Annotated in this window: 22 protein-coding genes; 16 read left to right on the forward strand and 6 right to left on the reverse strand. The window is 66.3% G+C overall.

Features of this window, described 5'->3' with window-relative positions; all coding sequences use genetic code 11:
* Window positions 1-314 precede the first annotated feature (314 nt).
* Window positions 315-611, reverse strand: coding sequence for an SIS domain-containing protein (locus SSMG_RS46590; RefSeq protein WP_009071698.1), 297 nt, complete (start codon window positions 609-611; stop codon window positions 315-317).
* A 286-nt stretch (window positions 612-897) separates the two neighbouring features.
* Between SSMG_RS46590 and SSMG_RS00435 the strand changes: the two genes are divergently transcribed.
* Window positions 898-1,200 carry a hypothetical protein gene (locus tag SSMG_RS00435; RefSeq protein ID WP_158687972.1) on the forward strand — a complete coding sequence of 101 codons (303 nt, stop codon included), beginning with the start codon at window positions 898-900 and terminating at the stop codon, window positions 1,198-1,200.
* A 629-nt stretch (window positions 1,201-1,829) separates the two neighbouring features.
* Here the strand turns inward: SSMG_RS00435 and SSMG_RS00440 are convergent.
* Window positions 1,830-2,297: a hypothetical protein gene (locus SSMG_RS00440; RefSeq protein WP_009071701.1), complete on the reverse strand. Its 468-nt coding sequence runs from the start codon at window positions 2,295-2,297 to the stop codon at window positions 1,830-1,832.
* A 133-nt stretch (window positions 2,298-2,430) separates the two neighbouring features.
* Window positions 2,431-2,958, reverse strand: a complete 528-nt coding sequence (locus SSMG_RS00445; RefSeq protein ID WP_009071702.1) for a hypothetical protein — start codon at window positions 2,956-2,958, stop codon at window positions 2,431-2,433.
* A 492-nt stretch (window positions 2,959-3,450) separates the two neighbouring features.
* Here SSMG_RS00445 and SSMG_RS00450 point away from each other — a divergent pair, with 492 nt between their 5' ends.
* The 3 genes from SSMG_RS00450 (at window position 3,451) to SSMG_RS00455 (ending at window position 12,738) form a co-directional block, all read left to right on the forward strand.
* Complete coding sequence (locus tag SSMG_RS00450; protein ID WP_078560671.1) at window positions 3,451-11,688, forward strand: M91 family zinc metallopeptidase; 8,238 nt, start codon at window positions 3,451-3,453, stop codon at window positions 11,686-11,688.
* Between the two features lie 70 nt (window positions 11,689-11,758).
* Window positions 11,759-11,914, forward strand: a complete 156-nt coding sequence (locus SSMG_RS45170; RefSeq protein ID WP_158687973.1) for an RICIN domain-containing protein — start codon at window positions 11,759-11,761, stop codon at window positions 11,912-11,914.
* Between the two features lie 275 nt (window positions 11,915-12,189).
* Entirely contained in the window at window positions 12,190-12,738 is a 549-nt protein-coding gene (locus tag SSMG_RS00455; RefSeq protein WP_159396474.1) for a hypothetical protein, read from the forward strand.
* Between the two features lie 387 nt (window positions 12,739-13,125).
* Here the strand turns inward: SSMG_RS00455 and SSMG_RS00460 are convergent, their stop codons facing one another.
* Window positions 13,126-13,854: a hypothetical protein gene (locus SSMG_RS00460; RefSeq protein ID WP_009071710.1), complete on the reverse strand. Its 729-nt coding sequence runs from the start codon at window positions 13,852-13,854 to the stop codon at window positions 13,126-13,128.
* A gap of 92 nt (window positions 13,855-13,946) precedes the next feature.
* On the opposite strand from SSMG_RS00460, the gene SSMG_RS00465 reads away from it, so the two are divergent.
* The 4 genes from SSMG_RS00465 to SSMG_RS45180 all read left to right on the forward strand — a co-directional run bounded on the left by SSMG_RS00465 (window position 13,947) and on the right by SSMG_RS45180 (window position 17,626).
* Window positions 13,947-14,219 (forward strand): hypothetical protein, encoded by a 273-nt coding sequence (locus tag SSMG_RS00465; protein WP_009071712.1) that lies wholly within the window; start codon window positions 13,947-13,949, stop codon window positions 14,217-14,219.
* Between the two features lie 445 nt (window positions 14,220-14,664).
* Window positions 14,665-14,904, forward strand: a complete 240-nt coding sequence (locus SSMG_RS00470) for a hypothetical protein (RefSeq protein ID WP_037712111.1) — start codon at window positions 14,665-14,667, stop codon at window positions 14,902-14,904.
* Between the two features lie 695 nt (window positions 14,905-15,599).
* Window positions 15,600-16,661, forward strand: a complete 1,062-nt coding sequence (locus tag SSMG_RS45175) for a hypothetical protein (protein ID WP_158687974.1) — start codon at window positions 15,600-15,602, stop codon at window positions 16,659-16,661.
* 32 nt (window positions 16,662-16,693) lie between these two features.
* Window positions 16,694-17,626, forward strand: a complete 933-nt coding sequence (locus SSMG_RS45180; protein WP_009071720.1) for a hypothetical protein — start codon at window positions 16,694-16,696, stop codon at window positions 17,624-17,626.
* Between the two features lie 31 nt (window positions 17,627-17,657).
* On the opposite strand, the gene SSMG_RS43075 is transcribed toward SSMG_RS45180, so the two are convergent.
* Window positions 17,658-18,128 carry an NUDIX hydrolase gene (locus SSMG_RS43075; RefSeq protein WP_009071722.1) on the reverse strand — a complete coding sequence of 157 codons (471 nt, stop codon included), beginning with the start codon at window positions 18,126-18,128 and terminating at the stop codon, window positions 17,658-17,660.
* A 10-nt stretch (window positions 18,129-18,138) separates the two neighbouring features.
* Window positions 18,139-18,882 (reverse strand): DUF5919 domain-containing protein, encoded by a 744-nt coding sequence (locus SSMG_RS00480; RefSeq protein WP_009071724.1) that lies wholly within the window; start codon window positions 18,880-18,882, stop codon window positions 18,139-18,141.
* Window positions 18,883-19,130: 248 nt separating this feature from the next.
* Here SSMG_RS00480 and SSMG_RS00485 point away from each other — a divergent pair, with 248 nt between their 5' ends.
* The 8 genes from SSMG_RS00485 (at window position 19,131) to SSMG_RS00520 (ending at window position 26,074) form a co-directional block, all read left to right on the forward strand.
* Window positions 19,131-19,361 (forward strand): hypothetical protein, encoded by a 231-nt coding sequence (locus tag SSMG_RS00485; protein ID WP_009071726.1) that lies wholly within the window; start codon window positions 19,131-19,133, stop codon window positions 19,359-19,361.
* Between the two features lie 25 nt (window positions 19,362-19,386).
* Window positions 19,387-19,845, forward strand: a complete 459-nt coding sequence (locus tag SSMG_RS00490) for a hypothetical protein (RefSeq protein WP_009071728.1) — start codon at window positions 19,387-19,389, stop codon at window positions 19,843-19,845.
* Window positions 19,846-19,898: 53 nt separating this feature from the next.
* Window positions 19,899-20,807, forward strand: a complete 909-nt coding sequence (locus tag SSMG_RS42195; RefSeq protein ID WP_078560674.1) for a Scr1 family TA system antitoxin-like transcriptional regulator — start codon at window positions 19,899-19,901, stop codon at window positions 20,805-20,807.
* A 332-nt stretch (window positions 20,808-21,139) separates the two neighbouring features.
* Window positions 21,140-22,690 carry an FtsK/SpoIIIE domain-containing protein gene (locus tag SSMG_RS00500; RefSeq protein WP_286156921.1) on the forward strand — a complete coding sequence of 517 codons (1,551 nt, stop codon included), beginning with the start codon at window positions 21,140-21,142 and terminating at the stop codon, window positions 22,688-22,690.
* Window positions 22,687-23,073, forward strand: a complete 387-nt coding sequence (locus SSMG_RS00505; RefSeq protein WP_009071732.1) for a hypothetical protein — start codon at window positions 22,687-22,689, stop codon at window positions 23,071-23,073. Before SSMG_RS00500 ends, SSMG_RS00505 begins: the two co-directional genes overlap by 4 nt.
* Window positions 23,073-24,665, forward strand: coding sequence for a replication initiator (locus SSMG_RS00510; RefSeq protein ID WP_009071733.1), 1,593 nt, complete (start codon window positions 23,073-23,075; stop codon window positions 24,663-24,665). The genes SSMG_RS00505 and SSMG_RS00510 overlap by 1 nt, the downstream gene beginning before the upstream one ends.
* 18 nt (window positions 24,666-24,683) lie before the next feature.
* Window positions 24,684-24,881 (forward strand): AlpA family transcriptional regulator, encoded by a 198-nt coding sequence (locus SSMG_RS00515; protein WP_009071735.1) that lies wholly within the window; start codon window positions 24,684-24,686, stop codon window positions 24,879-24,881.
* On the forward strand, window positions 24,881-26,074 hold the full coding sequence (locus SSMG_RS00520; protein WP_009071737.1) for a site-specific integrase: 1,194 nt from the start codon (window positions 24,881-24,883) through the stop codon (window positions 26,072-26,074). The genes SSMG_RS00515 and SSMG_RS00520 overlap by 1 nt, the downstream gene beginning before the upstream one ends.
* Window positions 26,075-26,091 lie beyond the last annotated feature (17 nt).

Here is a 26,091-nt window from a genome sequence, read left to right on the forward strand (position 1 = left end):
CGGCATGTGAAATGCCGATCGACGCGCTTGGCAAAAGAACGAACCCGATACGGCAGCACGATTCATCTCCGGGACGAGCGGATGCAGGTCGTCAACGACGGGCCGAGTGATCCCGTAATGCGTGGCCAGGTTGGAACGCCCCGATCGCGGTTTCGGCACTGACTGCCGACAATCGGACTTTCGCCCGAACGCCGTTGCCGGAGAAAGCTGCAGCGGTATGGACAGGACGATCGGGGCGAGTTCCGGCTGTACGCGGGGAATCTTGATCACGTCGTTAGCGAGCCCGGGCGGCAAGGCGGCGTCGGTTACCGCGATCACCGGGCCGCCCCGGGCTTTGATTTCCTCGATGGTCGAGATGTTCTTGGCGAGCAGTTCGTCGTCGGGCACAGTGGCCCGTGTTTGAGTTCGGACGGCTGGTACGCCTCTGCGTGGACGTGGGAGATCTCCTTGAGCTTCTGCGCGCCTTCCCTGGCGACCGGCCAGCCACGCACGCGGCCGACGAAGAACATGTGCTCCGCCTCGGCGTAGCGTGCGGCGATCGCGGCGATGTCGTCTTCCGTGGCGAGGATCTCGCCGATGCGGGCTGGCAGGTCGGCGAGCCCTTTCACCATGCGGCGGTCCTCGCTCAGGGGACAGGTCTCGCACCCTGCCGAGCTCCAGGGCGAGCAAGGCCAGCGCTACTCCCCTGTTGGTGAAGGATTTGCGGGCCGTGACGGAGAACTCGGGGCCGGCGTGCAGGAACATGCCGCTGCCGCATTCTCGTGCGATCGAGCTGCTGACGACATTGACCAAACCGACGACCCTGCCGCCCTTGCTCTTGAGTTCGTGCAAGGCGCCGTCGCGTCCGTGGGTGCAGACGGGATGATCGCGAGATTGCCCGGGGGATAGGCCGTTCGCATGGTCGATGGCGGGGCCTTTCCGCAGGACAGTGGCAGCTCATCGCGCTGGCCCGCGCCGCGCTCGTGCACCCGCGACTGCCGCTCCCGACCGCGGCACCGTGCGATGGGCCGGATCAGCTGCGAACGCATCACGCTGGTCATCCTTCACCGGCTCACCACCGCGCAAACCGCAGACCGGATCGTGGTCACGCGCCAGAGCCAGATCGCGGAAACAGGCACCCGCGAGGCCTTGCTTGCCGCGAACGGCGAGTACGCACGGCTCTGGGGCATCCACCGGGAATACGTGGGATGGCCCCGGTGACAGACCCATTTCCGGCCGCTCTTCGACAGCGCGGAGAGCAGCGAGAACGCGAGGGCACGCGCCGCCGGGAGCAGGTTGGCTTGCCGCGGTGTGACTCGGTCTCGCCTGTCTCGTGGAACGTGGTCGACGTCGTCGGCGGATTCGGATCGCCGTCCGGGCCGGGTTTCGGGCCCGGGTAGGTCTTGGCTCCGCTTTCGTTGTCTGGCTGAAGATGCGGGTTCGGTGGGTGCCGGACCGTGGTCGGTTCGCGGTGTTGTGCGACTGGTTCGTGGGCGCGGCTCGGGCAGTGTGCGGCCGTGCTGTGGCTCCTCGTTGTGCGGGTGAGGTCGCGGTCGGCGATCAGATTGGTTTCTTGCTCGCCGGCGCACCGTGAAAGTTATTGAGTGCACAGGGATTTCCGCGGTCATCGTCGTTGTGTGCGGCGGCGACACGGTCTGGTCCGCATCGGTGTGCCAATGCTGCCGTTTGTTCGCAGCCAGTGTCACGGACGGGTTTTCGCGATGCCGTGGACGCTTGTGCTGGATCTCGCGGGCGGGGTCGGAGGGCGCGGTTTTATGCCGGGTGCCGTTCCGTGCGCGGCTCGGTTCCCGGTCCGGCTCCGGCCGGTTGTTGTGGTGGCCGGCGTGTGTTCACAGGGTGCCGCCGGCGGTGAGGATATGTTCGGTGGCGGCGCGTGCTTGGTAGGGATGCAGGGGGCCGAGTTCTAGGGCGCGGGTGGTGTGGGCTTCGAGGAGGTGCCAGCGGGGTTGTCTGCTGGGCGGGTGGCGGGGGTGGGGGTACAGGTGCCACCAGTGGCCGTTGCCGGGCGGGGAGTTTCGTGCCAGGTACCACCAGGTGCGGTCGTCGGGGGACTGGAGCCAGCGGTGGTGGCGGTCGTGCTGGTCGCACAGTGTCAGCCATCGGCTGGTGCCGGTGCCGGGCTGGAGGTGTTTCATGCTCAGGGGCGGGGCGAGGCAGTAGGTGCAGCGGCTGTGGGCGCGGTGTGTGCGGGCGGTGATGCGCTGCGGGTCGTAGGGGACGGGGGCGGCGAAGCCGGCGGCGGCGGGCGGGGGGTGTTCGGGGGGCCGGGTGCGGGGGTCGAGGATGAGCAGCCGCACGGGTTTTCCTGTCTGTGAGTGGCGGGCGGCGCTGGCCGGAGCCGCGGGGCGCGGGACGGTTGCGCGGACCGGGTGCCGTCCGGCCGGTGGCGCGGGCCGGACGGCAGCCGGGGCGACGGGGCGGAAGTGCGGGTCAGCCGGCGTCTGCCGGTTCCGGCACGGGAGCGGGCAGGGGTACCGGCATGGGAGCCGGCATAGGAACCGGCATGGGCTGCTGGCCGAGGAACGCTTGTGCCGCCGCGAGAATATTGTCGAGGATGCTCTTGGCAGCGTCCGAGAGCTGGCCTGTGTCCGCTTGGGCGTGGACTGTGGCGTCTAGTCCGGAGCCGTGGAGGTCGGCGTCAAGGCCGGCACCGGTGGCGTCGGCGCTCGCGGTGAGGCCGGGGATTTCGAGGGCGGCGCTGTCGCCGGGGCCGCCGCCGTCGGGGCCAGCTCCGTGAGTGACGGAGACGGAGGCAGGACCGGGGGAGACGGCGTTGCCGATGATGCCGTCGAGGGCGTGGCTGCCGAGGGACGCGGTGGCGCCGCAGAGGCTGATGCCGCGCGAATCGCAGCCGTCGGCGGCGGGGGTGCCGGTCGCGGCGGCCGCGACGGCGGGCGAGGCCAGGACCGCGCCGGCGCCGGCGAGGGCGGCCAGCAGCCGGGCGAGTGTGGTGCGCATGGGTTTTCTCCCGTGTGTTCGGGGCCCCGGGGCGGGGCTGAGAGGGGTGTGCGAATTCGGGACCAGGCAAAACCTCCGGACGTCGTTCCGCCAAAGCCAATCGGCCGCAATCACCCGGACGGGAGACAAACCGCCACCCGTCCGGGCGACGCCGGCCACCTTTTCCGGTCCGCCGAAAAACCTGAAAATAGTAGTGGGAACTTCGCGTTAATGGGTGCTTGCGAAGCGGAGAATCGCGGGTTGCGCCGGGCGGCGTTTATTGTCCCCGGGGTTCGTCCTGCGGATTCGGCGGCGATCGCCTCTGCGGGACGCGGTCTTCTGAGCAGGGGTTTCGGCGGTCGTCTGGGCCTTGAGCGGGATCGGCGCGACGGAACGGCGCTTGCGAGAACTGCCTGCGCAGGCCGGAAAAATGCGACGTGATCCGGATCACGATCGAGTGGTTTTGTGTCGGATGCTGGACGGGCAACGGGCGTTTTCCTAGATTTCCCCGACATGAAGTCTTTCCGGGCGTTTTCTGGGGTGCTGCGCGGTTCGCTGGTCACGACAGTGCTCGCGGCGCTGGTCGCGTCGTTGACGCCCGCGGTCGCGGCGGGGAGTCCGGCGGCGTCGCCGGTGCGCCAGGCCGCGGCGGCGGAATCATCCGGCGGGGGGCTGGCGACGAGCGGTGCGCGGATGGCGGGGCCGGCGTCCGGCGGCGTCGGCGTCCGGCAGGCCGCGCCGCCTCAGGTGCCCGAGGACGTCGAGGTCACCTTGCCAGGCACTTCTTCCCGGATGCGTGGCGTGCGGATCCCGGTTCCGGGCGTGGAGAAGTCCGGGATCGTCGTGGTGAAGGATCTGTACGGCCCGGCCATCGAGGACGCCAAAACCCCGAAAGTGGTCAAGTTCGAGGATGCTCCGGGCGGGGCGGCGGAAGCGGAGCGGTTCGTGAAGCGCATGCAGGACGCGGTCGCGGAGATAGCGAAGTCTCCGGACGGCGCGCGCCTGCTGCGCGGGATCAGCGAGATGCGTCCCCTGGACCAGGTCGGCATGGACTTGGCGACCGGGCAGAAGGACGTGACTGTCGTGCTCCACCGGAGCGCGTGGGGCGAGCGCGACGCCAAATACAGCAACACCGCGTTCACGATGGCCTACGACGACACGCGTGCGGCCAACGGTGTCGGGTCCCCCGCCGAGATCGTGGTCCCGAACGAAAGCTACGCCATCTTCGGGGTCAACCTCGAAAACAGCCGACGGTACATGATCCGCGAGCAGGACGCCCTGGCACACGAGTTCATCCATGCGTCCCACTACCTCGAGGGGAGCAGGTACCCGCATTCAGCCGACGGGTCGCCGGTGCCGATCACGTACACGTACACCACGTACCTCGGCGAGAAGAAGCACAGGGAAGTGGACATTCCTCTCGAGGAGATCCGCACGCTCGGCGGCCCGGACGCGCTCCTGGCGGCCGAGCAGCAAAAGGTGCACGGCCTGCAGCGTCTCGTGGACAAGGCGATCGCGAACTCGCGGCTGGTAATGGACACGTACATCAAGCTGGCTCCAGACCGCGCCACGAAGAAATTGCTGAAAAAAATCCGGGACGCGCGCAACGCCGCCCCCGACGTCACCGAAACCTCGATAGCCCAGCAGCTGGGAATCACCCCTCGCCGGCACTACGCGAACATCTCCGGCACCGCCGACGCGGTGACGGCCGCGGCGAACGAGATCAGCCAGGACAAGGGGATCCACTGGAAAATCGTCGAGGGCGAAGTCAAGATCGTGCGAGCCGGGACGACGATCACCGTCGAGGACACGCGCGACCCCGCCGCGGTCGAGCAGAGGCTGGGCGGGCAGCCGCAGGCTCTTCCCTTGTGCCCCAGTTCCGGGGCCAGGGCGGCGTGCATCCCCAAGCAGGAGCCCAAAGACGTGCCCGAGGCAACCCGTTCCAGGGTCAACGAGAACTTGCAGTTCGTGAAGAGCAATCCTGATGCGGTCCTCTACCGGGGGGAGCCGATCGGGCATCCAGGGCTACGGGAGCAGGGAAGCGTCGCGAAGCCCGATTCCGTGTACCTGGGAGTGGAGGACGAGCGCGGGCCCGCGAAGGTGTTCTCGGCCGGGATCAGCGCGCCGGGGACGGAATACTCCACCCTGACCGACCAGTGGCTGCAGAACTCCCATCTGGACGTGCTGAAAGACTCGGGGTGGGTCACGACCACGGAGTCCGCGGACCGGGCGAAGGCCGAGGCCGTGCCGCTCTCGCGGGCGCAGTTCCAGCCGGGCACGTACCGGAGTCCGCCGAGGCTGGTGGCGTGGGGGTGGGTGTACGAGATCGAGCCGACCGAGTTCTTCGTGTCCGCGCAAGCCTCGGCCGCCCGGATCAAGAACGGATACCCGGACCTGCCGGCGGACAAGAAGGCCGTGTACAAGGATTTCGAGACGGCGACACCGCTGAGCGCGGCGACGCAGGCCACCCGGGAGTGGTCCGCGATCCGGCGAATCTCCCCGGAGAACATCATCGGCGCCAAGCACTACCGGGCGACCTATCAGGCGACCAGCGACGGTCGGGTCGCCGATCCGAATCCGAAGGTCGAGGAACTGCCGGCCGGCGACGCAGCGGCGAACCGGGCGTACAAGCCGGCCGCCGCGGGCTACGACCCGTACGCGGACCGCGGGTCGGGGTGGAGCGACACGGCGACGGTGTTCAAGCCGCTGGACCGGGATCCGTGGCGCGGCGCGGTCGAGGCGCAGAAGATCCTCCGCGGCATCCCGGTGACGGCGCAAACCGGCGGCACGCGCACGGGAGTGCAGCCCGACGCGGTGAACCGGCGGGCGAGCGACATCGTGCGGGACCTCCTGCAGGACAAACAGTTCATGGCCGAGATACCGAGGCCGGTCCAGAAACCGGGCAGCAAGGAGCTGGTCTGGAGCAAAGAGAACGCGAAGGCGGCCCTGGACAAGGTCCAGGGCCGGCTGAAGAACCAGTTCAACCTCACCGAAGGGCCGCTCAACAAAGCCTTTCTGGCGTTGTGGGCCTACGACATGTACGAACTGGCCAAAACCCACGAGAACGTCGACGGTCTCGAGATCGCGGCCCGGGTGACCGCGCTGGTGCCCGGCCTGGGCGACGCGCTCGGCCTCGCCGACGGGATCAACCGCGGGGACGCCGAAGCGATCGCGGTGAACTCCGTGGCGATGGCGGCCTTCATGGGGGCGCTGGTGGTCCCCGCCCTCGGCCAATTGCTCGGCGGCGCGGTGCTGACCTACACCCTGGGAAAGCTCGCCAGCGAGGCGGTCCGCTACGTCGTCAACGCCGTGGCACAGTGGTTCACGCCCCCGCCGGAATTCTCCCCCGACGCTCTTCGGCCGGGGGAGATCCCGACGATGCCGGCCGTCGACGTCCAGAACGACGTCGTTCCGTGCAGCACCGAACGCGTCATCACGTGGAAGCCCGACCCGCGGCTCAAGAAGGACGTCGACCTCGTCATCAGGGTCACCGCGGCCGACGGCGGAACTTACGAGATGGGCGCCGACCCGCAAGCCGGACGACGTGTGTTCCTCGACAGCAGCCAGACGCTCACGGCCGACCTGTTCTACCGGGCGAAACGACCCTGGGGAACGTTCGTGTCGCACCAGATCACCCGGCAGGACATCACCTACCGGATCGGGGCCGCCGGGCCGTTCCCAAGCCCGCGCAACAGGTGCATAGCGGACGCGGACCGGCGCGTGAGCTGGCCGGTTCAGGACGTCGGGTGGATCGCCGCGCGGTTCCCCGCCCTGTTCGAGACCCGGATCCCCGGCCGCGTCTCGGCGGCGTTCGCTTATCCGAACAGCTGGGACCAGCGAGACGGGCGCTACACCGCATTCGGGTTCTTCAAGGGCGACACGTTCGTCAGCTACGACGATCGGGAAGACCGCCTGCGCGACAACACGCCCAAGAAGATCGGCGACGCCTGGCCAGGCCTCGGGGGGAGCGCGTACGCGTCCGGAGTGGACGCCGCGGTGGACGTCAGGGACGACTACGGCGGTGCTGTCCTGCTGCTGTTCAAGGGAAACAAGATGGGCCGCTACAAGTACGCCGGGAGCAGTTCCCGGCTCGAGTGGGACGACACGATCGCCAACCGGCTTCACGGGCTCCCGCCGGAATTCGCCGACGGCGTCGACGCGGTCCTGCCCGACAGTCCCCGTTCGGGCGGATTGCCGGGCACTGACCGGATCGTATTGCTCAAAGGGGACCGGTACGCGCTCTACGACCTGCGGGAGCAGCGCAGGATCCCGACGGGCAGCGACCTGATCGCGGCCCGCTGGCGGGTGCCCGCGGGCGTCGACCTGCGCCGCGGCGTCGACAGCGCGCTCGCGATCAGCCCGGACCAGGCGATGCTGTTCGCCGGGCAGCGCGCCATCCTCGCACGCGACTCGGGGGAAGCGGCCTCGGTGCCGACCGGGTTGCCGGTGTCCGTGCAAAGCGCCTTCGAGGGCCGGCCCGACCGGTTCTGGAGTTACGAGGACGGCCCCGGCGGCTCGCCCCGGGGGCGGATCCGCACCGCCGCGGTCACGGACGCCTCTTCTCCGGACGAGAAGAAGAAGGCCACCTTCGCGCTGATGCCGTCCGACATCCCGAGGTGCTACCGCCTGCGCACCTCAGCCTATCCCGACCCCCCGCCGGGGGGTTTCGCCGACTGGGAGCAGCGGGCAGCCAGCGCCGACGATATCAAGTACTCCGAGGCGGGCCGCTACGTGTGCCCGAGCCGCGCGCCCGGCGGCGGGTTCGTGCTGCACCCCGCCGACCTCAAGAAGAAGACCGCGGACAACGGGCGGGTGCTGTACGCACAGGCCGGACTCGGCCAGACCGGCCCGTACTTCGCGAACCCGGCCGACCTCAGCCTCGTCGACCAGCGCGAGTTCGCGGCGCGGACGACCTGGCACATCCTCGCGCCGCACTGGAGCAGCGAGGTGGATCTCCCGACCGAGAACACGGCGTCGCTGGTGGACGTGGCGACCCGGCAGGCCGTCCTCAAACAGCGCGACGAGACCAACCTCGAGCTCGCCGCCGACAACGGCGACCTCGCATGGGAGCCGGGCTGGCGCTCGAAGTTCCGCCTCTACACCGCCGACGCCGACCAGTCCTGCTACACCTTCCATGATCCGTGGTCGAGGAAGGACCTCTACTGGGACAGCGAAACCAACAAGGTCTCGTTGCGAGACCCCAGGACCGCGAACGACCGGGGCTTCGCGTTCTGCACGGCGGCCGCCGGCGACGACGGCAAAGGGGGCAAGGCGTTCTCGCTGCGCCCGCTGGGCTTCGACGACCGAGTTCTGGGCTGGGACCCGGCCGCGGGCGCGTTCCGGATGACGGCGCGCGCGGGCGTGCAAAGCCTTCGGCTGTCGTTGGGAACGCCCCACCGGGGCACCATACTGCCGCTGATGGACGCGGTCGACACGACGCAGCCGTCCTCGGTCCACCGCCCGCCCGCCGTGTCTTTCGATCCGGTGCTGGGGCTTTCTCCGCTGGCGCCGGGAAAGACCGGCGAGGCGAAAGTGGTGTTCCGCAACACCCAGTGGTACACCTTCGACGTCTCCGGCACGGGAGCGGCGGTCACCCTCCTTGCTCCTGCCCATACCCGGTTCGTGCCGCAAAACCAGCTTCAGTGGGAGGTTTCCGCGGACGGCGGAAAGAGCTGGAACAAACTCGGCATCGCCTCGGCCGACTGCAAAGCGCTCGACGAGGGACAGCGCCTGGAGTGCCCGAAGTCGTCCGCCGGGAGTATCGCGCCCGGCGCTCTGATCAGGCTCTCGCCCGTGGTGTCGGTCGCCGCGGACGCCCCCGCCGACCGGATCCCGCTCCCCGGGCGTGCACTGATCGCGATGCGCCTGTCCCTGGCGCAGCGAGTCGGAACCGCTACCGCGGGCATTCACGTGTACATCCAGGATCCGAACAGGTCGGTCCGGGTGCGGCGGAGCGTCGTTGCGGCCTCGGCCGGCGAGCAGGCGCGGTTGCCGTTCGTGCTGGAGAACGCCGGGCATCACGTGGAGGCCGATTTCGGCCCGGTGACGTTCACCGCCCCGGAGCACTCCCGGTTCGAGAACCAGGCGGAGGTGTCCGGCCACACGGTGGGCAACGGGATTCCCGACACCCCGTTCACGGTGTCGGAGTGCGCGGTGCGCAGCCTGGAGGCCGGGAAACACGACAACAGGATCCTGGCCTGTGCGCACAACTCCCTGGGCCGCACGACCTGGCGGGGCGCTCTCGGCGACGCCGACGGCAAGGACAAGGCCGACGAGCGCATCGTCCTGGGGCCGCTGCTTCTGAGGGTGGATCAGGATGCTGCTCAGGTGGTGCTGACCGGCGGGACCGTGGCGATGACGCTGGCGACCGCGGTCGTCAAGCGTCCCGAGCTCGACGGCGGCGCGGTGCCGCTGGGCACGTACCCGGCGGGCGGGGCCGCACTGGCCAGCATCGTGGTAGTCGGGTCCGTCGGCTTCGCCGGCGCCGCCCGGGTGCCGTGGAGCGACGAGGGGATGCGGCCGTACGCGATGCTCGCTCCGGGGCACGAGGGCCCGGTCCCGTGGATGATGCGCAACACCGGGTACGAGCTGAAGTCCGACATGACCGGGACGGTGACGTTCCGCGCGCCCGCCCACGCGAGGTTCGTCGCGCCGAAGGACGGCAAGATCCCGATGGAGTACAGCTTCGGGACCTCGCCCGCATCGTGGCGGAACATGGAACCGAGCGGCGGCCGCGACCCGGCCAACACTCTGCACGACTGCGTCGCGACCGTCGACGGCAAGACGATGACGTGCCAGAACACCGGCCGGAAGCAGATGCGCTGGCAGGGCGGGCAAGGAGCGGAGGGAGGAAAAGACAAGAACGCGGCGGTCGTGCGGTTCCGCCCCACGATCAGGGTCGACGACGACGCTCCCGTCGACGCGCGGGCCCCGGGCGAGTGCGGGTCGGCGTCGGGCGACGGAACGCTGGAGCTGGCGAACGCGACGCAGTACACCGACGGCGGGAAATGGGTTCCGCGCGGCGACACGGGGAGGTTGTCGGTGCGGTCGGATCTGGCGCTCTGCATCGTCGACAAGACCGATCGGATGTCGCAACCCGACTCGCCGCCCGCGAAGGTCTTCCCCGGCGGCGAGACGACAGTGACGTGGGAGATCGCCAACAACGGGTACCAGCTCAACGCCGACTACACCGGGGACGTTGTGTTCACCGCCCCGGACAACATGGTTTTCCTCGCGCCGCCGGACCAGAAGATCCCGCTGCAGTACTCCGAAGACGGAGGCCGGACCTGGCGCACCGATCCGCGCAACCCGGCCCTGTTCGGTTGCTATTTCGCAAATACGGCGAAGATAATGACATGCAGGAACATCGGTGACAATAAAGCGTATCCGTACAATGACAACGCTTGGGCAGGACTGTGGGGCAACGACCTGGGCGGGAAGAAATTCGCGCTCCGGTTCCGGTTCCAGGTTCAGGCCAGGATGAACGACGACGCCCCGGTCGGGACGTGCATGAACGGCGGGACCGCGACAATGAACCTCGCCAACGCGCGCCGCGCCAACGGCCAGGGCGGCGAGGACAAAGCCGCTCGATGGAACCAGCTCGGTTCGATAGCTCTCACCGGGAAGCTCGCCGTCTGCACCGAGAGCGGATTCCCGGACGCGAAGGACCGCTCCGACACCGGCAAGCCCGCGCTGAGCGGGCGGCTCTCGCCCGACGGCACCGGACCCGTCCCGTGGCTGGTGAGCAACGCGGGACCGAACGTCTCGATGGACTACACCGGGACGATGGTCTTCCACGCCCCCGACCACACCACCTTCGTACCGCAGCCGCGCGACTACATCAGGCTTCAGTACTCCTACGACGACGGGAGGAGCTGGGTGGACGCTGACGGGAACGCGGGCCTGTACCGCTGCCGGACCTCCTCGGACAAAAAGACGATGACCTGCAATAACACCGGCTGGAAGGGGCAACAATGGTACGGTTCCTCTGGAGACGGCAACGGGAAACGGAAGTTCCAGATGCTGCGTTTCCTGCCGATTTTGCACGCGGACGCGGACTCCCCAGTCGGCAACTGCTCGTCGGGGAGGCAGCCCAGCTGGTTGACCCTCGACAACGTCGAGCAGGACAATCCGCAGGGCGGGAAGAACAAGTACGGCACGCAGTACGCGTTCGGGACCTTGCGCACCTGCTTCGTCAACGGGTTCGAGGGCAGCAAAGACAGGGCGCCGATCACCAGCGAGCTCGCGCAGTGGGGGACCGCGGAATGGCAGGTCAGCAACAGCGGATACGAAGTCGTCGGCGACTTTGCCGGCAAGGTCGTCTTCCACTTCGGGGTACCCGGGTACGCGGGCTTCGTCAAACCGCAGGAGGGGAAGCTCCCGTTGCGGTATTCACTGGACGACGGGAAGACCTGGAAGAGTGACCGGGCGCTGACCGGCTGCGCGATCAGCAATGACAAGCTGACAATGACGTGCGACAATACGCAGAATTCCGGAACCCGATGGTACGGAGCGCTCGGGAACGCGGCCGGCCCGGACGCTGAAAAAGACAAGCGTGAAGGGATTTATCAAATTTTGCTGCCTATCTGGGTCAGCCCGACACTGCGTGGACGGTGCCTTCCGGACGGCACCGGAGTGCTGTCCATCAAGAATGCCGTTCAATGGGACGGCCTGGCCGCCCGCCCGATCCCTCGCGGTGAGATGAAAGTTACCGGAAAATTGAAAGTCTGCGTGGCGAAGCCGGAGAAGTGAGGCGATCAAGGTTTCCCGGAACGCGTCTCGCGCGCCGTTCGCGGGGGTAGCCGCGGAAGGCCGGCACTGGATGCCCCAGCCCGACGGAACCCTCGCCGATCGCAACTCGAGCCTGTGCCTGGACACCAAGGACGTCGGCACCGCCGTCGGCACGCCGCTGGTCATCAGACGGTGCATCGGAAGCGCCAGCCAGAAATGGCAGCCCGGCGACAGCCAGCCGTCCTGACCCCGGCCCGCCCGGCAGGGGCTGCGCACCGGCGGAAGCAAGGCCGCGCCCACAGCGGCCGGTTATGCGGACGCTGTGGGCGCGCCCCTGCCGGGTGCCGATGCGGAGCGTCGGTCGTAGTCGTCATGGTCGTCGCGTCAGCGCACCCCGCGAGGCTCGCGGCAGCCGCAGGGCCCGTCGCTGGCTTCCCGATGCTCCTCCGCGGCCCCGGACACGGCCGCACCGCCGTCACCTGATAGGTGGGTGTCCCGCTCCGGGGTTGCAATTTTCCAGGGGTGGCCGCAGTATTTAATCCCAGTTTTGCTTTTCGACCGGAAAACCGCCCAGAGCTTCGCACAAGGGGAGTCGTCATGCGTTGGAAGCGACGTTCCGTCACCGCCGCCCTCGCGGTTTTCGCGGCGAGTGCCCTTCTGCCCGTCGTTCCGGCAGCTGCGTCCGCGGCCGACAGCTGCGACACCAGCAAGCTCGGAATCGCCGCGTGGACAGGCAGCCTTGCCCCCGGACTCGTCGGCACATACAGCGGCACCGTCACCCATCAGACCGAACCGCCCGCCTTCAACGACGGCCCCGCCACTGTCGTCCTCGCGAGCCTAGGGCCGGTCCTCACCACCACTGCCAGCGGAATCTACGCGTCGCAATGGTTCCCCGGCACCAACCCGAACGGACCTTTCGCCACCCTCTCATGGAAAGCGGGCGGGCTTGATTTCGTCCTCTCCGCAGAGAGCTGCGACGCGAACAACAGCGTCACCCAAGCCGAACTTTCGATCTTCAAGGGCGACGACAGCGGAGCTATCGCCTCGGGCATGCTGAACCAGGGTCTGTAGAAACTCCTTCCGCTCAACCAGTGCCGCGGCCCAGGACTCCCGATGACCTCCACCGCGGCACTGGCGAGGGCGGGGGTCGGCGTTTCCGTTTGGTCGGCGCGGCGCGGTTCTGGTCCGGGCCTGCAGCACAGGGGCGACGGCCGAAGGAGGGCCGCGAGCCGAGCCTGGCGGACGGGCGCGTTTGTCAATGGCCAGATTTCTCCGGCTCTGGCTCAAAGTCCGTGACGGGCAGCGCCCGGCGATCGGCGGTTCTGCGCGGGGGCCTCGGTCCGGCGGTCGGCCGGTCGCGCGGCGGTGCGCTGACGGTTCGTCGGCTTTGGCAATGCGGTGAACGGCGTCGTTCATCGCGTTCTCTAGTCGTGCTCATTGATGTGAATCCGGTTGGGCTCAACGCTTCGCTCTCGCCCACATGACAGCCGCGACGACGGCCACGACCCCGGCTGACGCGATCACAGACGCCCCGTGAGACCGCTGGCGCACCGTTACGGATACCGGTTGCGGTGCTGGTGCGCTCTGCGCCGCCCGTGCCTGGCCGGTTCTTACCTCCTTGCGTGCGTCCACCAGTACCGGGATGAAACCGATGCTGACCGCAAGCAGTGCCGGTACGGTAGCGGCACGTGCCAATGCCTTCGGATCGGGAACAGGGCACGTTCCCGGGACACACACGAACATGGAGTCGAACGCTCTCGCGAGGACCAGCCCTGCGATGACGATCAGCCAGTACGCGAAAAACTTCCAGAGCGCGGATTGGACATTGGCTACCGTTGCGCCGTCGTTCAACCGGACCGCAAGAACGAACGCTCGGATCAGCAACAGGCCCAGCAACCCGGTGAACCCGAAATATACTCCCAACGTCACACCGAACGCCTGATCCGAAGGGCTCCAGCTAACCCCGGTGAAAGACAGCCAGCCCAAGGCCGTCAGGACAAACGAGACGCCGGCGAGAAACAGGGCTACGAGAGTCGTGCCGTAAACCAAGGTGTATGCGGCGCGGTCTGGGAGGCCGACCGTCTCGTATTCGGCTTTGGACAAGTTCAACCGGCCCGCGGGCGTTCCGAAAAGAATCCGTTGGAGACGCGTTCGTGAGTCTGTTCCCGTTAACTTGCGAATGTTCATAACGCGCCACGATGCCACAGCAAGACCATAAACCCTTCAGGATCGGCGGCAGTCGCGCAGCCGGAAGCCTCCGCGCACCCCGTTCGGGAGCGATGGCGGAGACGTCGGGCACGCTGGTCGCGAGCGAAAACTTCGGCCCGACCGCGCAGGGGCCGACGACGATGCGGCGTGCGCTCATGAAATCGCCGACGAAGTCAAGCCCGGCGAAACCCCGGACCGTCTACGCCGAATACGACCCGATCGCGGGCGTCTGCTCGCAGGACCTGGTTGAAGAACCCGGAAACGCAACGGAGTCCGGGACCATCGGATGGCCGGCGGTGGTGCTTTCTCCCGACGCGGACCGGCTCCCGCGGTCGGGCGGCTGAGTGGTTCTCCTCGGCCGCGGTTACGTAGCTGTCCGCATTCCGGCGGGTCATGCCCCTGTTCGGGGGCGGAAAGTTGATCACGCCGTCGTGTTCCCCATGGCATGACGAGGTGGCCGAGGGAGGGGAATGATGGGTTCGCGACGGTGCCGGACAGGTTGAGAGCGGCGAGAGGGAAGGCCGGGCGAAAGCGGCCAGGTACGGCGAGGCGGACTGTGCCGAAGTGGTCGGGCGGATCGGGGCCGCGATCAAGGGCGGGGGGCGCGGGGGTCGGCGGGCACTGCCGGGAATCTTTGTCGACCACGTTCGTCCAGCGGCGCTTGTCGGTGCGGGCTTTCGGCGAACACCTGGGTGTCGCGGCCGAACGGTTCGGCAAGGGCGACCGCTCGACGGCCAGGGTCTTCCCGGAAACCCCGACGATGCCGCCGCCGGGCAGCACAGGGCGCCGATGCGTGGTCTGGACACCAACGCCGCCGGAGTCGTCACCCTGGGCAAAGCCGTCAGTCAGGCTGCGGAGGCCATCGCCGCGGTGCGGGCCACGATCTGCGACGCCGACGAGCTGGCCCGCAAATACGGGTCCCGCCGCAGGCTTTCGGATCCGGCGGCAAATCGGCACGGCGGCACAGCGGCACAAACGGCACAAACGGAGGCGAAACGGGGCACACTGGCCTGGACACGCCACCGCTAAGTGGATCTTCAGGACGTTGTATGTGCTGGTCAGGGTGCTATGAGAGTGGTGGGCCGCCTGGGGCTCGAACCCAGAACCTACGGAGTCAAAGCCCAGGTGAGTGGCTGTTTCTCGTCATCTGCCGATCTTGGCCGTGACCTGCGCGGGTGCGCTCCGCGGATGATCATGCCCGGTCGCCGGTTCTCGTCGTTTTCGATCGTTTTCCGGGGGAGAACCGGGGAGTTGATCATGCTCTCTGACGGTGCCTGACGCTCGCGCGCTCAGCCCGCGTCTTACCTGCCCACACTTCCCCCAACCCCGATACGAAGCTCCCACGCGGTCGGTAGGACCGGGTCAAGGCACGCTTTCCCGCCTTGACGCGGTGCTACCGACCGTTGTCACGATCAGGCTTCGGGGTGGTTCTAGGCGATGCTTCTGCGTAACAGGTCGAGGATCCTTGGCGACTGTTTCCGCATGGGTGGGATGTCCGGTTCTGGTGCGAGGGCCATGCGTGTTGTCGGCGGGCGGCGCTGGGGCCCGGCACCGCTGGCGGCCGCGCGGCCCGGCCGGTGGGCGGAGCGGAGCGGGAGCCCGCCGTGCCGGGATCGCGGCGGCCGCCCAGGTGAGGGGCTACGGACCGCAGCAGGCGCGCCGCCCGGCGGCGCGCCCTTGATCCCATAGAGCCAAGTTCGGCAGCTACTACGAAAGGCGCCAAGTTGTCCGAAGTCGTTGTCAGTAATGAGCACGCTCCTCGTGGGCAATTCCTTCGTGACTATTTGTATTTAGATATTGAAAAAGTCAGGTCTATTGCCGGGCAGCTAGAATTCGGTGTACCCGAAGAGTTTCGTGAGACTGATGCGACCAAAAGGAAGAGATCGCTCGGCTGGGAGAAATTTGTCTCCGGAAGCAATGAATCAACGGAGGAGCGCTACTTGCAGCGCTCAGTCGTTGATTCTCTCTTCCCAGAGCTAGAAGCAGCCTTGGAGGACGGTTGGCTTGTTGATATTACCGAAGAGTTTGGGGCAGGCGTTGATAAGTTCTCGGCAATCAAGTCGATTAGGCCGGAAGGTTCCATCTTTCGTTTAACTGCCCCAGGGGTTCTTTTCGACTTTGAATATTTTGCAGATACATTATCCAGCTTCTCTGCAGCCGCTGGAGGGTTTGAGGATTTCACGAAGTTGATGCTCGCCGATGATGGCGGTTCTGGGGACAACCTCAAGAAACCCAGTCAAAAGCGTCCTCCGAAGGCGGCGAGGATCGAAAACTCATCTCGCTACAGATCCATTCCTGCAGACGCGACAGCAGAAGACTATATTGAAGAATTTGAAGCAGCGGACGGCACTTCTCCTGCCCTATTTCGAAGTATGGCTCGCTTGACTAGAGGAATTTCGCGTCCTGGCATGACCTTGATCGTCGAGTCAAGCGCAGACGAGGATGCACTCGTGCTTGCCGCTCGATTCCAGCAGAACCGCAGGTACTTCGACGCCGATTCTGCAACTGTCGCAGCAAGGTATGGCTTGTCTAAGCAGAACTGGACGATCATCGGAACAATTGGCCATTGCACGCAGTCTGTCGAAGATGTCAAGCTGCTCAATCAATTAATGAATGCTCGTGGATCCGTAGATTCTAAAGGTAACTTTTCGAGAAAGTACTTCATCGACACGGTGTCATCCTTAATCCAGAGCTTTGGAGCTTTTGGCCTATCGGATATTCCTCAGCATCCGGGTATATCTGTGATCCCGATCGCTGTCTATCGGTCTTTTTCAAGAAACCCGTAATAGTGTTAATGCCTGATTGAAAGAAGTATAAATTGACCCTTCTTGAGAATTTGATCGAGGGTGCTTCTTCCGGAAATTCCAAGGTGGACGCCCTTCTCCGTCAAGTCAAGGTGCTCGCGGCAAGAGCTGATTCTATTGTGCTTGATCATTGGGTTGAGAAAGAACTATCCGGGTATGGATCAGGTGACGAACTTCCGCAGTATCGACATGCGGTCGAGGTGGAGGTCATCGGTCATTTCAGTGGCCCGTTTAATTCCGGTTTGCAGAACGCGCCTATTCCGAAGATGGCATTCCCGGAGTTCTTTCGAAAGAATGGACTGTTCCAAATCGCCATCGTCGATCCAATATCCGTTGTGGAGGAGTTCTCGAATTCGAAGACGCCTCTAAGGGCTCCTTGGCCCGCCGACGTGGTTGCACTGGCGAATGGGTTGATTCAGTCGGGACAACTGGAATTATATCCTCAGATGGGCATTCAGCAGGCGTGGCGGCAAATTTCTCCGACTGTTTTCAAGGCAGTGCTGGGGAGCGTGCGAACCAGAATTCTGGATTTGGCTCTAAGTCTCGAGAAAACCTCACCGATGGCTGGTGAAATCGGTGAGCCTGGAGTAGGTAAAGAGTCTCTGGCTAAGTATGTCACTAATATTTTTGGCGGCAGTAACAGTGTTGCCGTTGCTAGCTCAAACTTTTCTCAGACCATTGATATGGTCCCGAAAGGGGACGAGGCGGCACTTCTTAAGGCGTTATCTGACGCCGGGGTGGACGAGTCTGATATCCATGAGCTAGAAGAGTGCCTCAAGTCGGATCGTGCTGATGCGGGCGGACAAGACCCAGATAAGCCGGGTTCGCGAGTCCAGGGTTGGCTTGGCCGAATTTCACTCGGCGTAGCCGGCGCGGGCGGAAAAGTGGCAACGTCGGCCGCGGGCGGTGTGGTTGCCGCATTGATCAAGTCGTATTTTGGAATGTAAATAATATGAGACTATTATGAATAGAATGGCTCTATGAATAGAATGGCTCGGGATCATTGAGGAGTCCTCGATTAATTCGCGCCCTAATGGAATGATGAATTCTCAATTCATCTACTTGCTTTGGGGCAGTCCACTCAACTTCACGGCTCTCGTCGCTTGTGCGGAGAGTGCCGCCGGTCGCTTGAGCGCGAAAGCAAATCGAAAACTCTTGCCTAACTTCGCCGTCGTCGTATGCGATGACGTGTTTTGGGTCTGAGTACAGGCCGATAACTCCTGTAACTTCGCATTCGATTCCAGTTTCTTCTCGTACTTCTCGAACAGCTGCCTGTGCCAGGGTCTCACCAAGCTCCAGTTGGCCCCCCGGGATTGAATACAGATCGTTGTCGGTCCGGCGGATCATCAGAATCCGCCCTTCGTCGTCCTGGATGAAGGCCGATACCGCGACGGCAATGCTGTTTGCCTTGGGAGCGTTCGGATCGTTGTAGTAGTCGACGCGTGCCATGGAGTGCCTCCTAGATGGTGGCGGGCTTGGCGAGGTTCCAGACGGTCTCGAAGCTCTCCGAGTAAGTCTCGAAGAGGTCCCCTGCGGAGAGTCGGCGCAGGTGAAGGGACGGCGCGTGCGCGCCCTGGAACCCGTAGACGTGCGTGTTGATGATCATCTCGTCGTCGAAGCGGAAGATGGAGTTGTAGAGCGTCGTGTTGTGGAATCGCATCTCGACGCCTTCGACGCCGACGAGCGGCCGGTAGAACGCCAGCGCGTTGCGGACGCGCGCGGGGAGCGTCCCGTCGCCGAGCTGCTCCTCTTCCCCGCGCAGGGCGACGCTGTCGCCGTCCGGGTCGCCGAATGCCAGGCGGATCTTCGCGCCGGCCGCGGCCTTGGCTGCAAGGTCCTTGATGAACCGCGGGCGCTCGACCAGAAACAAGGCGGCGTGTACCAGGATCTCCACGGTCTCTGACGCGTCGTTGATCAGCCGGTCCCACAGTTCGACCGGGATCGCGTTCCGGTGCGGGAACACGCTCACGACCTCGGCGGCGGCGGTCTCGGCCCGGCGTTCCGGTGCGACGGAGTCCGGCCACAGGTAGGTTTCCGATTCGCGCGCCATCGCGGCGATCTTGTGCCGGTGTTTCGGGTACGGGGTGCGGCCTTTGGTGATCCACCGCTCGACCGTCTTCTGGTCGACGCTGAGGGCCTTCGCCACCTGTTCCAGCGTGAGCCCGTTGCGCAGCAGCGCGTCACGCAGCCGTTCGTTCGGCATCCGTACCCCCTTGGGACTTTTAGGGACGTCTTCGACCGTACCAGGGACGTCCCAAGATGTCCCGCCATGTGGTGATCATGTCCCGCCTTTTGCCGGAGATTGGGTGGCACGTTGCCGAGACTCGCTCGGCGGCAGAACCCGAAGGAGGCAGACATGATGACTGAAAGGACGGCCTCGGCCCTCGGCGGCGGGTCGAGCGGTCCGGCTGCGCAGGTGTCTCGCAAGCGTGTGGTTTAGGCGCGGGCGACATGCGCGACACGGTCCAGATCCACGTGACGGCAGACCTGCCGATCCGCGTCCGCGCTCTGACGTACGCGAACCGAGCGGAGATCCGCTTCGGCAAGGCGTTCCCCGTGGTCCTGCTCGTCGACTCTGACGCGATCGCGGTTCTGGGCAAGCAACTTCACGAAGCAGAGACAGCGCTGAGCGCAGCGACACGGACGGACTGCGGCGGCGAGACGCCGGAAACGACTGACTGACAAAAGACACTGGGAGCTAGCGGTTATGGCTATCGAAAAGGGACACCGGTTCGCGATCGACTTCGACGAGGCGTTCCCGCAGGGGCTTGTGATGGTGGGCGAGGTGATTCCGGACAACGAGTTTCAGTCGCGGGAGGATCGTGCTGCGGGTCGGCCGGTGCGTCAGCGCGTTGACGAGGCGACTGGCAAGCGGCAGTGGCGGGCGGCCGTGACCGATCCGGGCGAGACGAAGGCGAAGCGGGCCTCGTTCGAGGTGACGTTCCTGGCGGACGTGCAGCCGGTGCCGACGACGGCGGAGGCGTTGCCGGGGATGCGGCCGGTGGAGCTGGAGGGCCTGACGGCGGAGCCGCGCGTCGGCGGGCAGGGGGAGTTCAAGTACCAGACGTACGTCTTTCGGGCGACGGGGTTCAAGGCTGCTGCGGGGAAGTCGTCGTCGAGGTCGGCGGGGGCGTCGTCTCCGGCTGGTGAGGGCAAGGCGGCGTAGATGGGTGTTCTCGTTTTGCAGACAGGGACGATCCCGGGCCGGAGGTGTGGTTGATGCGTGGGACGGATATGGCGAGCCCGCGTGCCCGCGGCCTGGGTGCGGCGTTGCGGGATGCTCGGATCGAGGCCCGGTTCGGGCTGCGTGAGCTGGCGCGGCGGATCGGGGTGAACCCGGCGTTGTTGTCGAACTGGGAACTCGGGCAGCGGGTCCCGACCCCGGAGGAGGTGTCGAACGTGCTCGGCGCGCTCGGCGTGACCGGGGAGCGAAAAGCCTGGATCATGCTGCTGGCTCACGGCGTGACGGGGCCGAGCTGGTCGTCGGTGGGGTCGCAGGCGGACCCGGCGCACTACACGATGTTGATCGCGCACGAGCGGGTCGCGACGTCGGTGACGGTGTGGGCTCCGCTGTTGATCCCGGATCTGTTGCAGGTTCCCGATTACGCGCGGCTGGTGTTCGGCCCGGATCTGCGGGACAAGGACAAGCTGGAGCAGGTGGTGGAGAGCCGCATGGACCGCAACCGGATCCTGTTCGGCGCGGGCGCGGTGAAGGCGCAGATGTTCATCGGCTCGGAGGCGCTGCGGAACCACTTCGGGGACGCGGAGGTGATGCTGCGGCAGACCCGGTTTCTCAAGGATCTGATCGGGCTGTCGCGGACGATGACGATCCGACTGGCTCCGAGTCAGGCGGTGACGGAGGAGGCGTTCAGCCGGTACACGCTGAAGGACACCTCGGACGTCGTGTACTGCCCGCATCGCGCGATGGGCGTGTTCCTGGTCGGCAATGAAGCAGCCTCGTACAAGGTGACGATCGATCGGCTTTCGGCGGCGGCGTTGTCCCCGGCGGAATCGCAGGCGCGCCTGTCGGTCGTGGTCGACCAGCTTTTGAAAGAGGTGAAGGCGCAGCGGCGGGCGACTGACGCCGGGCTGAACCGGCTCCTGACCGGCGAGGAACCCGAGGACTAGCCGAAAAACCAAGCGAGTACTGAAAAAAGCGCACGGCGACGTGTGCTGTGTTCAACGCGCCCTGATGCGCTTGGAATTGTTCCGTATAAACGCAGAACCGGCCTCTGGATGCCAACCTTCACCGGTTCTGCGCTGTCCACTGGGAAGTGAACAATGACGAACATAACCGGTTCTGGACGGCGTGCGTCAACGGGGGTCACCCGGATGCGTTGCGCCGCATGCAAAAAGTTCACTCGCCTCGTGCGGGGCGAAACGAAGTGCGCGGCATGTCAAGGAATGCTGCCGCTTGACCTCGCCGCGGCTGAGGGCGGTGAGCGCCGATGAATGCGGCGGTGTTGATTGCTGTCGGCGCGGGTGTCGCGGTGGTGTTGTGGGTGCTGGCGAAGCTGGGGCGTGCGTTGGCGTCCATTGTGGAAACGCTGGCGGCGTTGGCGTTTCTGGGTTTCGCGTTCTGGACGGTGCTGCGGGCGGTCGGCTGGCTGGTGCGGCAGATCGTGACTCGGTGGCGGACCTGTCTCGCGTTGGTCGTGATCGTGGTGTGGTTGCGGTGGTGGGGCTGGCTGTCGCTGACGGTCGTGTTCGTGACGCTGGTGCTGATCGCGGTGGTCTGGAATCAGCTCGACGTGGTCGGGTTCGATCGGTGGTGCGGTCGGTGGATGCGGGCGTGGTGGCTGCGCTGGGCGGTCTACGGGCGCAAGCTGCCGGACTGGTTGCATGCCTGCGGACTGACTGTCCGCGACGAAGCGATCCCGGTGGACGTGACGGTGAACCTGGTGTCGCGGCGGCGGAAGCGCCAGGCTGTCACGCAGGCGCGGAAGACGTCGGGGGTGGCGGTGCCTGCGTTGGTGCGGGTGCGGTCGGGTGCGTCGTGGGACGAGGTTCGCGTCCGGTTGGTGCCGGGGCAGAAGCCGGAGGATTTCGACGAGGCGGCGCGGGCGTTGGCGACGGCGCGGAAGGTGTCGCGGGTGCAGGTGCGCGAGATCGCGCCGGATGTGGTGTCGCTGGACTTCATGCGCCGCGACCTGCTCACCACCCCCGTGAAATCCCAGCCCCTGCCCGGCTTGGAACCGGCTCGGGTGAACCTGCGCGCGGTGTTCGCGGGAACCACCGAGTACGGGACGCCGTGGCGGCTGCCGCTGACCGGTGCGGGCGCGCACATCCTCGTCGCCGGTGCCAGCGGTGCGGGGAAGAACTCGGTGATGTGGTGCCCGCTGGTGTCGGCGGCCTCGGCGATCCGTTCCGGGCTGGTGCGGGTGTCGGGTGTGGACCCGAAGGGCATGGAACTGGCTTACGGGCGCGGGATCTTCGCCCGCTACGCGGTCTCCGGCAAGGACACCCTCGAACTCTTGGAGGGTCTGCGGGACGAGCTGGAACGGCGGAAGCGTGAGTTCGCTGGGAACACGCGGGATGTGCCGTTGTCGGCGGAGTTTCCGTTGGAGCTGCTGGAGTTCGACGAGATCGGCGCGTTGACCCGCTACACCGACCGCAAGACCCGCGAGGCGATCGTGGAGCACGTCGCGGTCCTCAACACTCAGGGCCGGGCGTTGGGGGTGTCGGTCCGCGGCTATGTGCAGGAGCCGACGAAGGACACGGTGCCTGTGCGGGAGCTGTTCACCCGCCGCGTCTGCCTGCGCGTCACCTCCAAAAACCACGTCGGGATGGTGCTGGGCGACGGCGCGTACGAACGCGGGGCGTGGGCCAACCGCATTCCGGAGACGATGCCCGGCACCGGTTACGTGTGGGGCGAGGGTATTCGCGAACCCCTGCGGGTCCGTGCGGGCTGGGTCTCGGACGAGACGGTGAAGGCCCTGGAGCAGTACGTCACCAACGGCGGCGCCCACCACCTCGACCAGGCACGGGCTGAGGAAAGGAGGGCGGCATGAACCGGCTCATGATCTTCCTCGACGCCATCCGGGACCACCTCGACCTGCACCAGCTGCCGCCGGTCGCGTCACTGGACGTCTCCGCGTGGTCTAGGCCGATCACGGTGCAACTGGACGTCGACGGCCTGGCCGAGGTCGCCCGGGCGCTGCTGACCTGGGCGAACACTCTCGACGACGTCACCGCGACGTTGTGGCGGATCGCTGCGGGCGGCTGGGTGCACGTCGGGATCGTCGGCCGGACGCCGTGCGGGATCCCGGTGCGCGTTTACGGCGCGGTGGTGTTCGACCCGAGCGTGTTCCCGGATCTTCCGGCAGGGGACAGGCAGCCGATGCCGGTGCAGGTGCTGCGCGGGTGGGCTTCGCGAGGGGAGGCGGCGGCCTGATGGAAGGGACACGAGCGGAGCGGATGCGGATGCCGTTGGCCGACGATGTGATCCGGGCGACGGCGGAGAAGCACGGGGTGTGCGTGCGGCCGTTCACGATGGAGGTCGGCGACCAGGACACCGGAGAGTTGCGGTACGTGCCGGTGCCGTGCGGGTCCACTGTGGAATCGGTGTGCCTGCCGTGTGCGCGGAAAGCCAAGGCGCTGCGGCAAGTCCAGTGCCGCGAGGGCTGGCACCTGACCGAAGAACCCGACCTCACGCCCGACGAGCCAACCGAGGACCAAACCGAACTGTTGGCCTACCGGGCTGATCTCGTCGCCTCCTACCGCGAAGTCGCCGACACCGACCCCGCAGAAGCGGAAGAACTGAGGGCCGAGATCCGTGGTGTGGACGAAGAACTTCGGCAACTCGGGGTCCGGGGCCGTCTCCCCTCCGTAGACCTGCCGACCAAGAAGCCGGTGAAGCGGTCGACCAAGCGGCGACAGGACGCGCCGAACCTGCCCCGGCGCAAGGTCGCCAAGACCACGGTAGGCAGGGAGTACGCGGGGCGGTTCCGTCCGTCGATGTTCGTCACGCTGACCTGCGACACCTACGGCCCGGTCCGCGGTGACGGTTCGCCGGTGAATCCGGCCGCCTACGACTACCGGCGGGCGGCTCGGGATGCGGTGCATTTCTCCGCGTTGGTGGATCGGTGGTGGCAGAACCTGCGCCGGGTCGTCGGGTGGGACGTGCAGTACTTCGCGACCGTGGAACCGCAGAAGCGGACCGCGCCGCACCTGCACGCAGCGATCCGGGGAACGGTGCCGCACGAAGTGATCCGGCAGGTCACCGAGGCGACGTATCACCAGGTGTGGTGGCCGAAGCACGACGAGATCGTCTACGCCGACCGGATGCCCGCGTGGGACGGCCCGGAGCGGGGATTTGTCGACCCCGACACCCGTCGACCCCTGCTGACCTGGGACGACGCGGTGGACCAGGTCGAGGAACCGGCGCACGTGGTGACCTTCGGCCGCCAGGTCCACTCCAAGGGCATCCTCGGCGGCACCGAAGACGCCGGCCGCCACATTGGCTACCTGACCAAATACCTCACCAAGTCCACCGGCGAAGTGGTCGAGGCTGACACCCCGGCCCTGGCCGATCACCACGACCGGCTCCATGCCGAACTGGCCGTCACGCCCTGTTCGCCTCGCTGCGCGGTGTGGCTGCTCTACGGCATCCAACCCAAGGGAGCCAACGCAAAAACCACCCCGGGGCACTGCAAGGGCCGGGCGCACCGACGGACCACCCTCGGCCTGCCGGGCCGTCGGGTTCTGGTGTCGCGGAAGTGGTCGGGCAAGACGCTGGTGGATCACAAGGCCGACCGGAAGGCGTTCGTGATGGACGCCCTGGCCGCTGTCGGGATCGAGAAGCCGCAACCGGATCCGGCGCGGCTCGTCTGGCGCAAGGTCGACGCCGCCGACCCGCACGTGCCACCCAGACCGCATCTGGTGATGCACGCGATCGCCGAACGCATCGCCTGGAAAGCCGAATACGACCGCGCGCTACTCGCGGCTAGTCCGCCGGAAACTTCGGCAACTCAGCTCGCGGCTTGATCGGGAAGGGGGAAACTGATGGACAACTACGTGCAATTCAGTCGTTTGTGGACGGTGGAGGATGTCTCGGAGTTCCTCGGCGTCCCGGTCTCGACGCTGTACCAGTGGCGTACCAAGGGTTACGGCCCGGCTGGTCGGAGGGTCGGCAAGTACATCCGTTATCGGCCGCAGGACGTCAGTGCGTGGGTCGACCAGTTGTCGGACGAGGTGGCGTGATGCCTCGCCCTCAGCTGGAGATCGGGACGTACGGCGAGATCCGCTATTCGGCAATTCCGACCGGCTACCGCGCGCGTGCTCTCTTCCGTGACTTCGACGGCAAGACGCGCGAGGTCGAGCGGTCGGGGAAGACGAAAGGCAAAGCGGCGCAACGGCTTCGGGACGCATTCAAGGACTGGACCGGGTCGACCACGGGCGAGATCACCCGGGAAACCAAGTTGAAGGATCTCGCCGACGTGTGGATAGAGCAGATCCGCAAGGATGTCCGCGAGGGAACCAAATCGCCGACGACGGCCACGACGTACGAGTCCATCCTTAAGCGCCATGTGACGCCGGGCGTGGGGGAGTTGCGGGTGCGCGAGGCGACGGTGATGCGGCTGGATCGGTTCCTCGGCGCTCTCCAGTCGACGGTCGGGCCTTCGACGGCCAAGACCGCGAGGACGGCACTGTCGGGGATGCTCGGCCTCGCCGCGCGGTACGACGCGGTGGACAGCAACCCGACGCGGGACACCCGGCGTATCCCGAAGAGCAAGAAGAAGCCGCGCGCCCTGGACGCGGAGGAGCGTGCGAAGTGGCTGGCTCGGGTCGAGGCCAACGAGAAGGCGCGGCGCTGGGACCTGCCGGATCTGTCCCGCTTCATGATGGCTGCGGGTGTCCGGGTCGGTGAGGCGCTGGCGACGTATTGGGAGGACATTGACTTCGTGGCGGGGACGGTCGACGTCACGCACACGGTGGTCCGGGTCAAGGGCGAAGGGCTGCTGCGGAAGCCTCGGCCGAAGACGGAGTCCAGCCTGCGTGCGCTTCCGTTGCCGTCCTGGGCGTTGGCGCTGTTGAAGCGGCGGTGGGCTGAGGCGCGGAAGGACGGCCGGTCGCTGGCGAGTCCGGTTTTCGCCAGCACGGTTGGCGGGCTGCGGGACCCGAACAACGTCCTGCGGGTCATCCGGGAGATCCGCGGTGGCGATGACTTCATCTGGCTGACGTCGCACAACTTCCGGAAGACGACGGCGACCGCGCTGGACGACGCGGGCATCCCGACCCGGCTGATCTCGGACCACCTCGGCCACTCGCGGGTGTCGATGACGCAGGACAACTACCTGGAGCGGAAGGCGGTCGACCCGGTCACGGCGATGGCCCTGGAGGGGCTACTGGATAATCCGTCCCAGCCCAAAACCGGGGATAAACCGGGGAGCTGATCTTGCTCGGTCGCAAC

The sequence above is a fragment of the Streptomyces sp. AA4 genome (assembly GCF_000158875.1).
Classification (GTDB): domain Bacteria; phylum Actinomycetota; class Actinomycetes; order Mycobacteriales; family Pseudonocardiaceae; genus Amycolatopsis.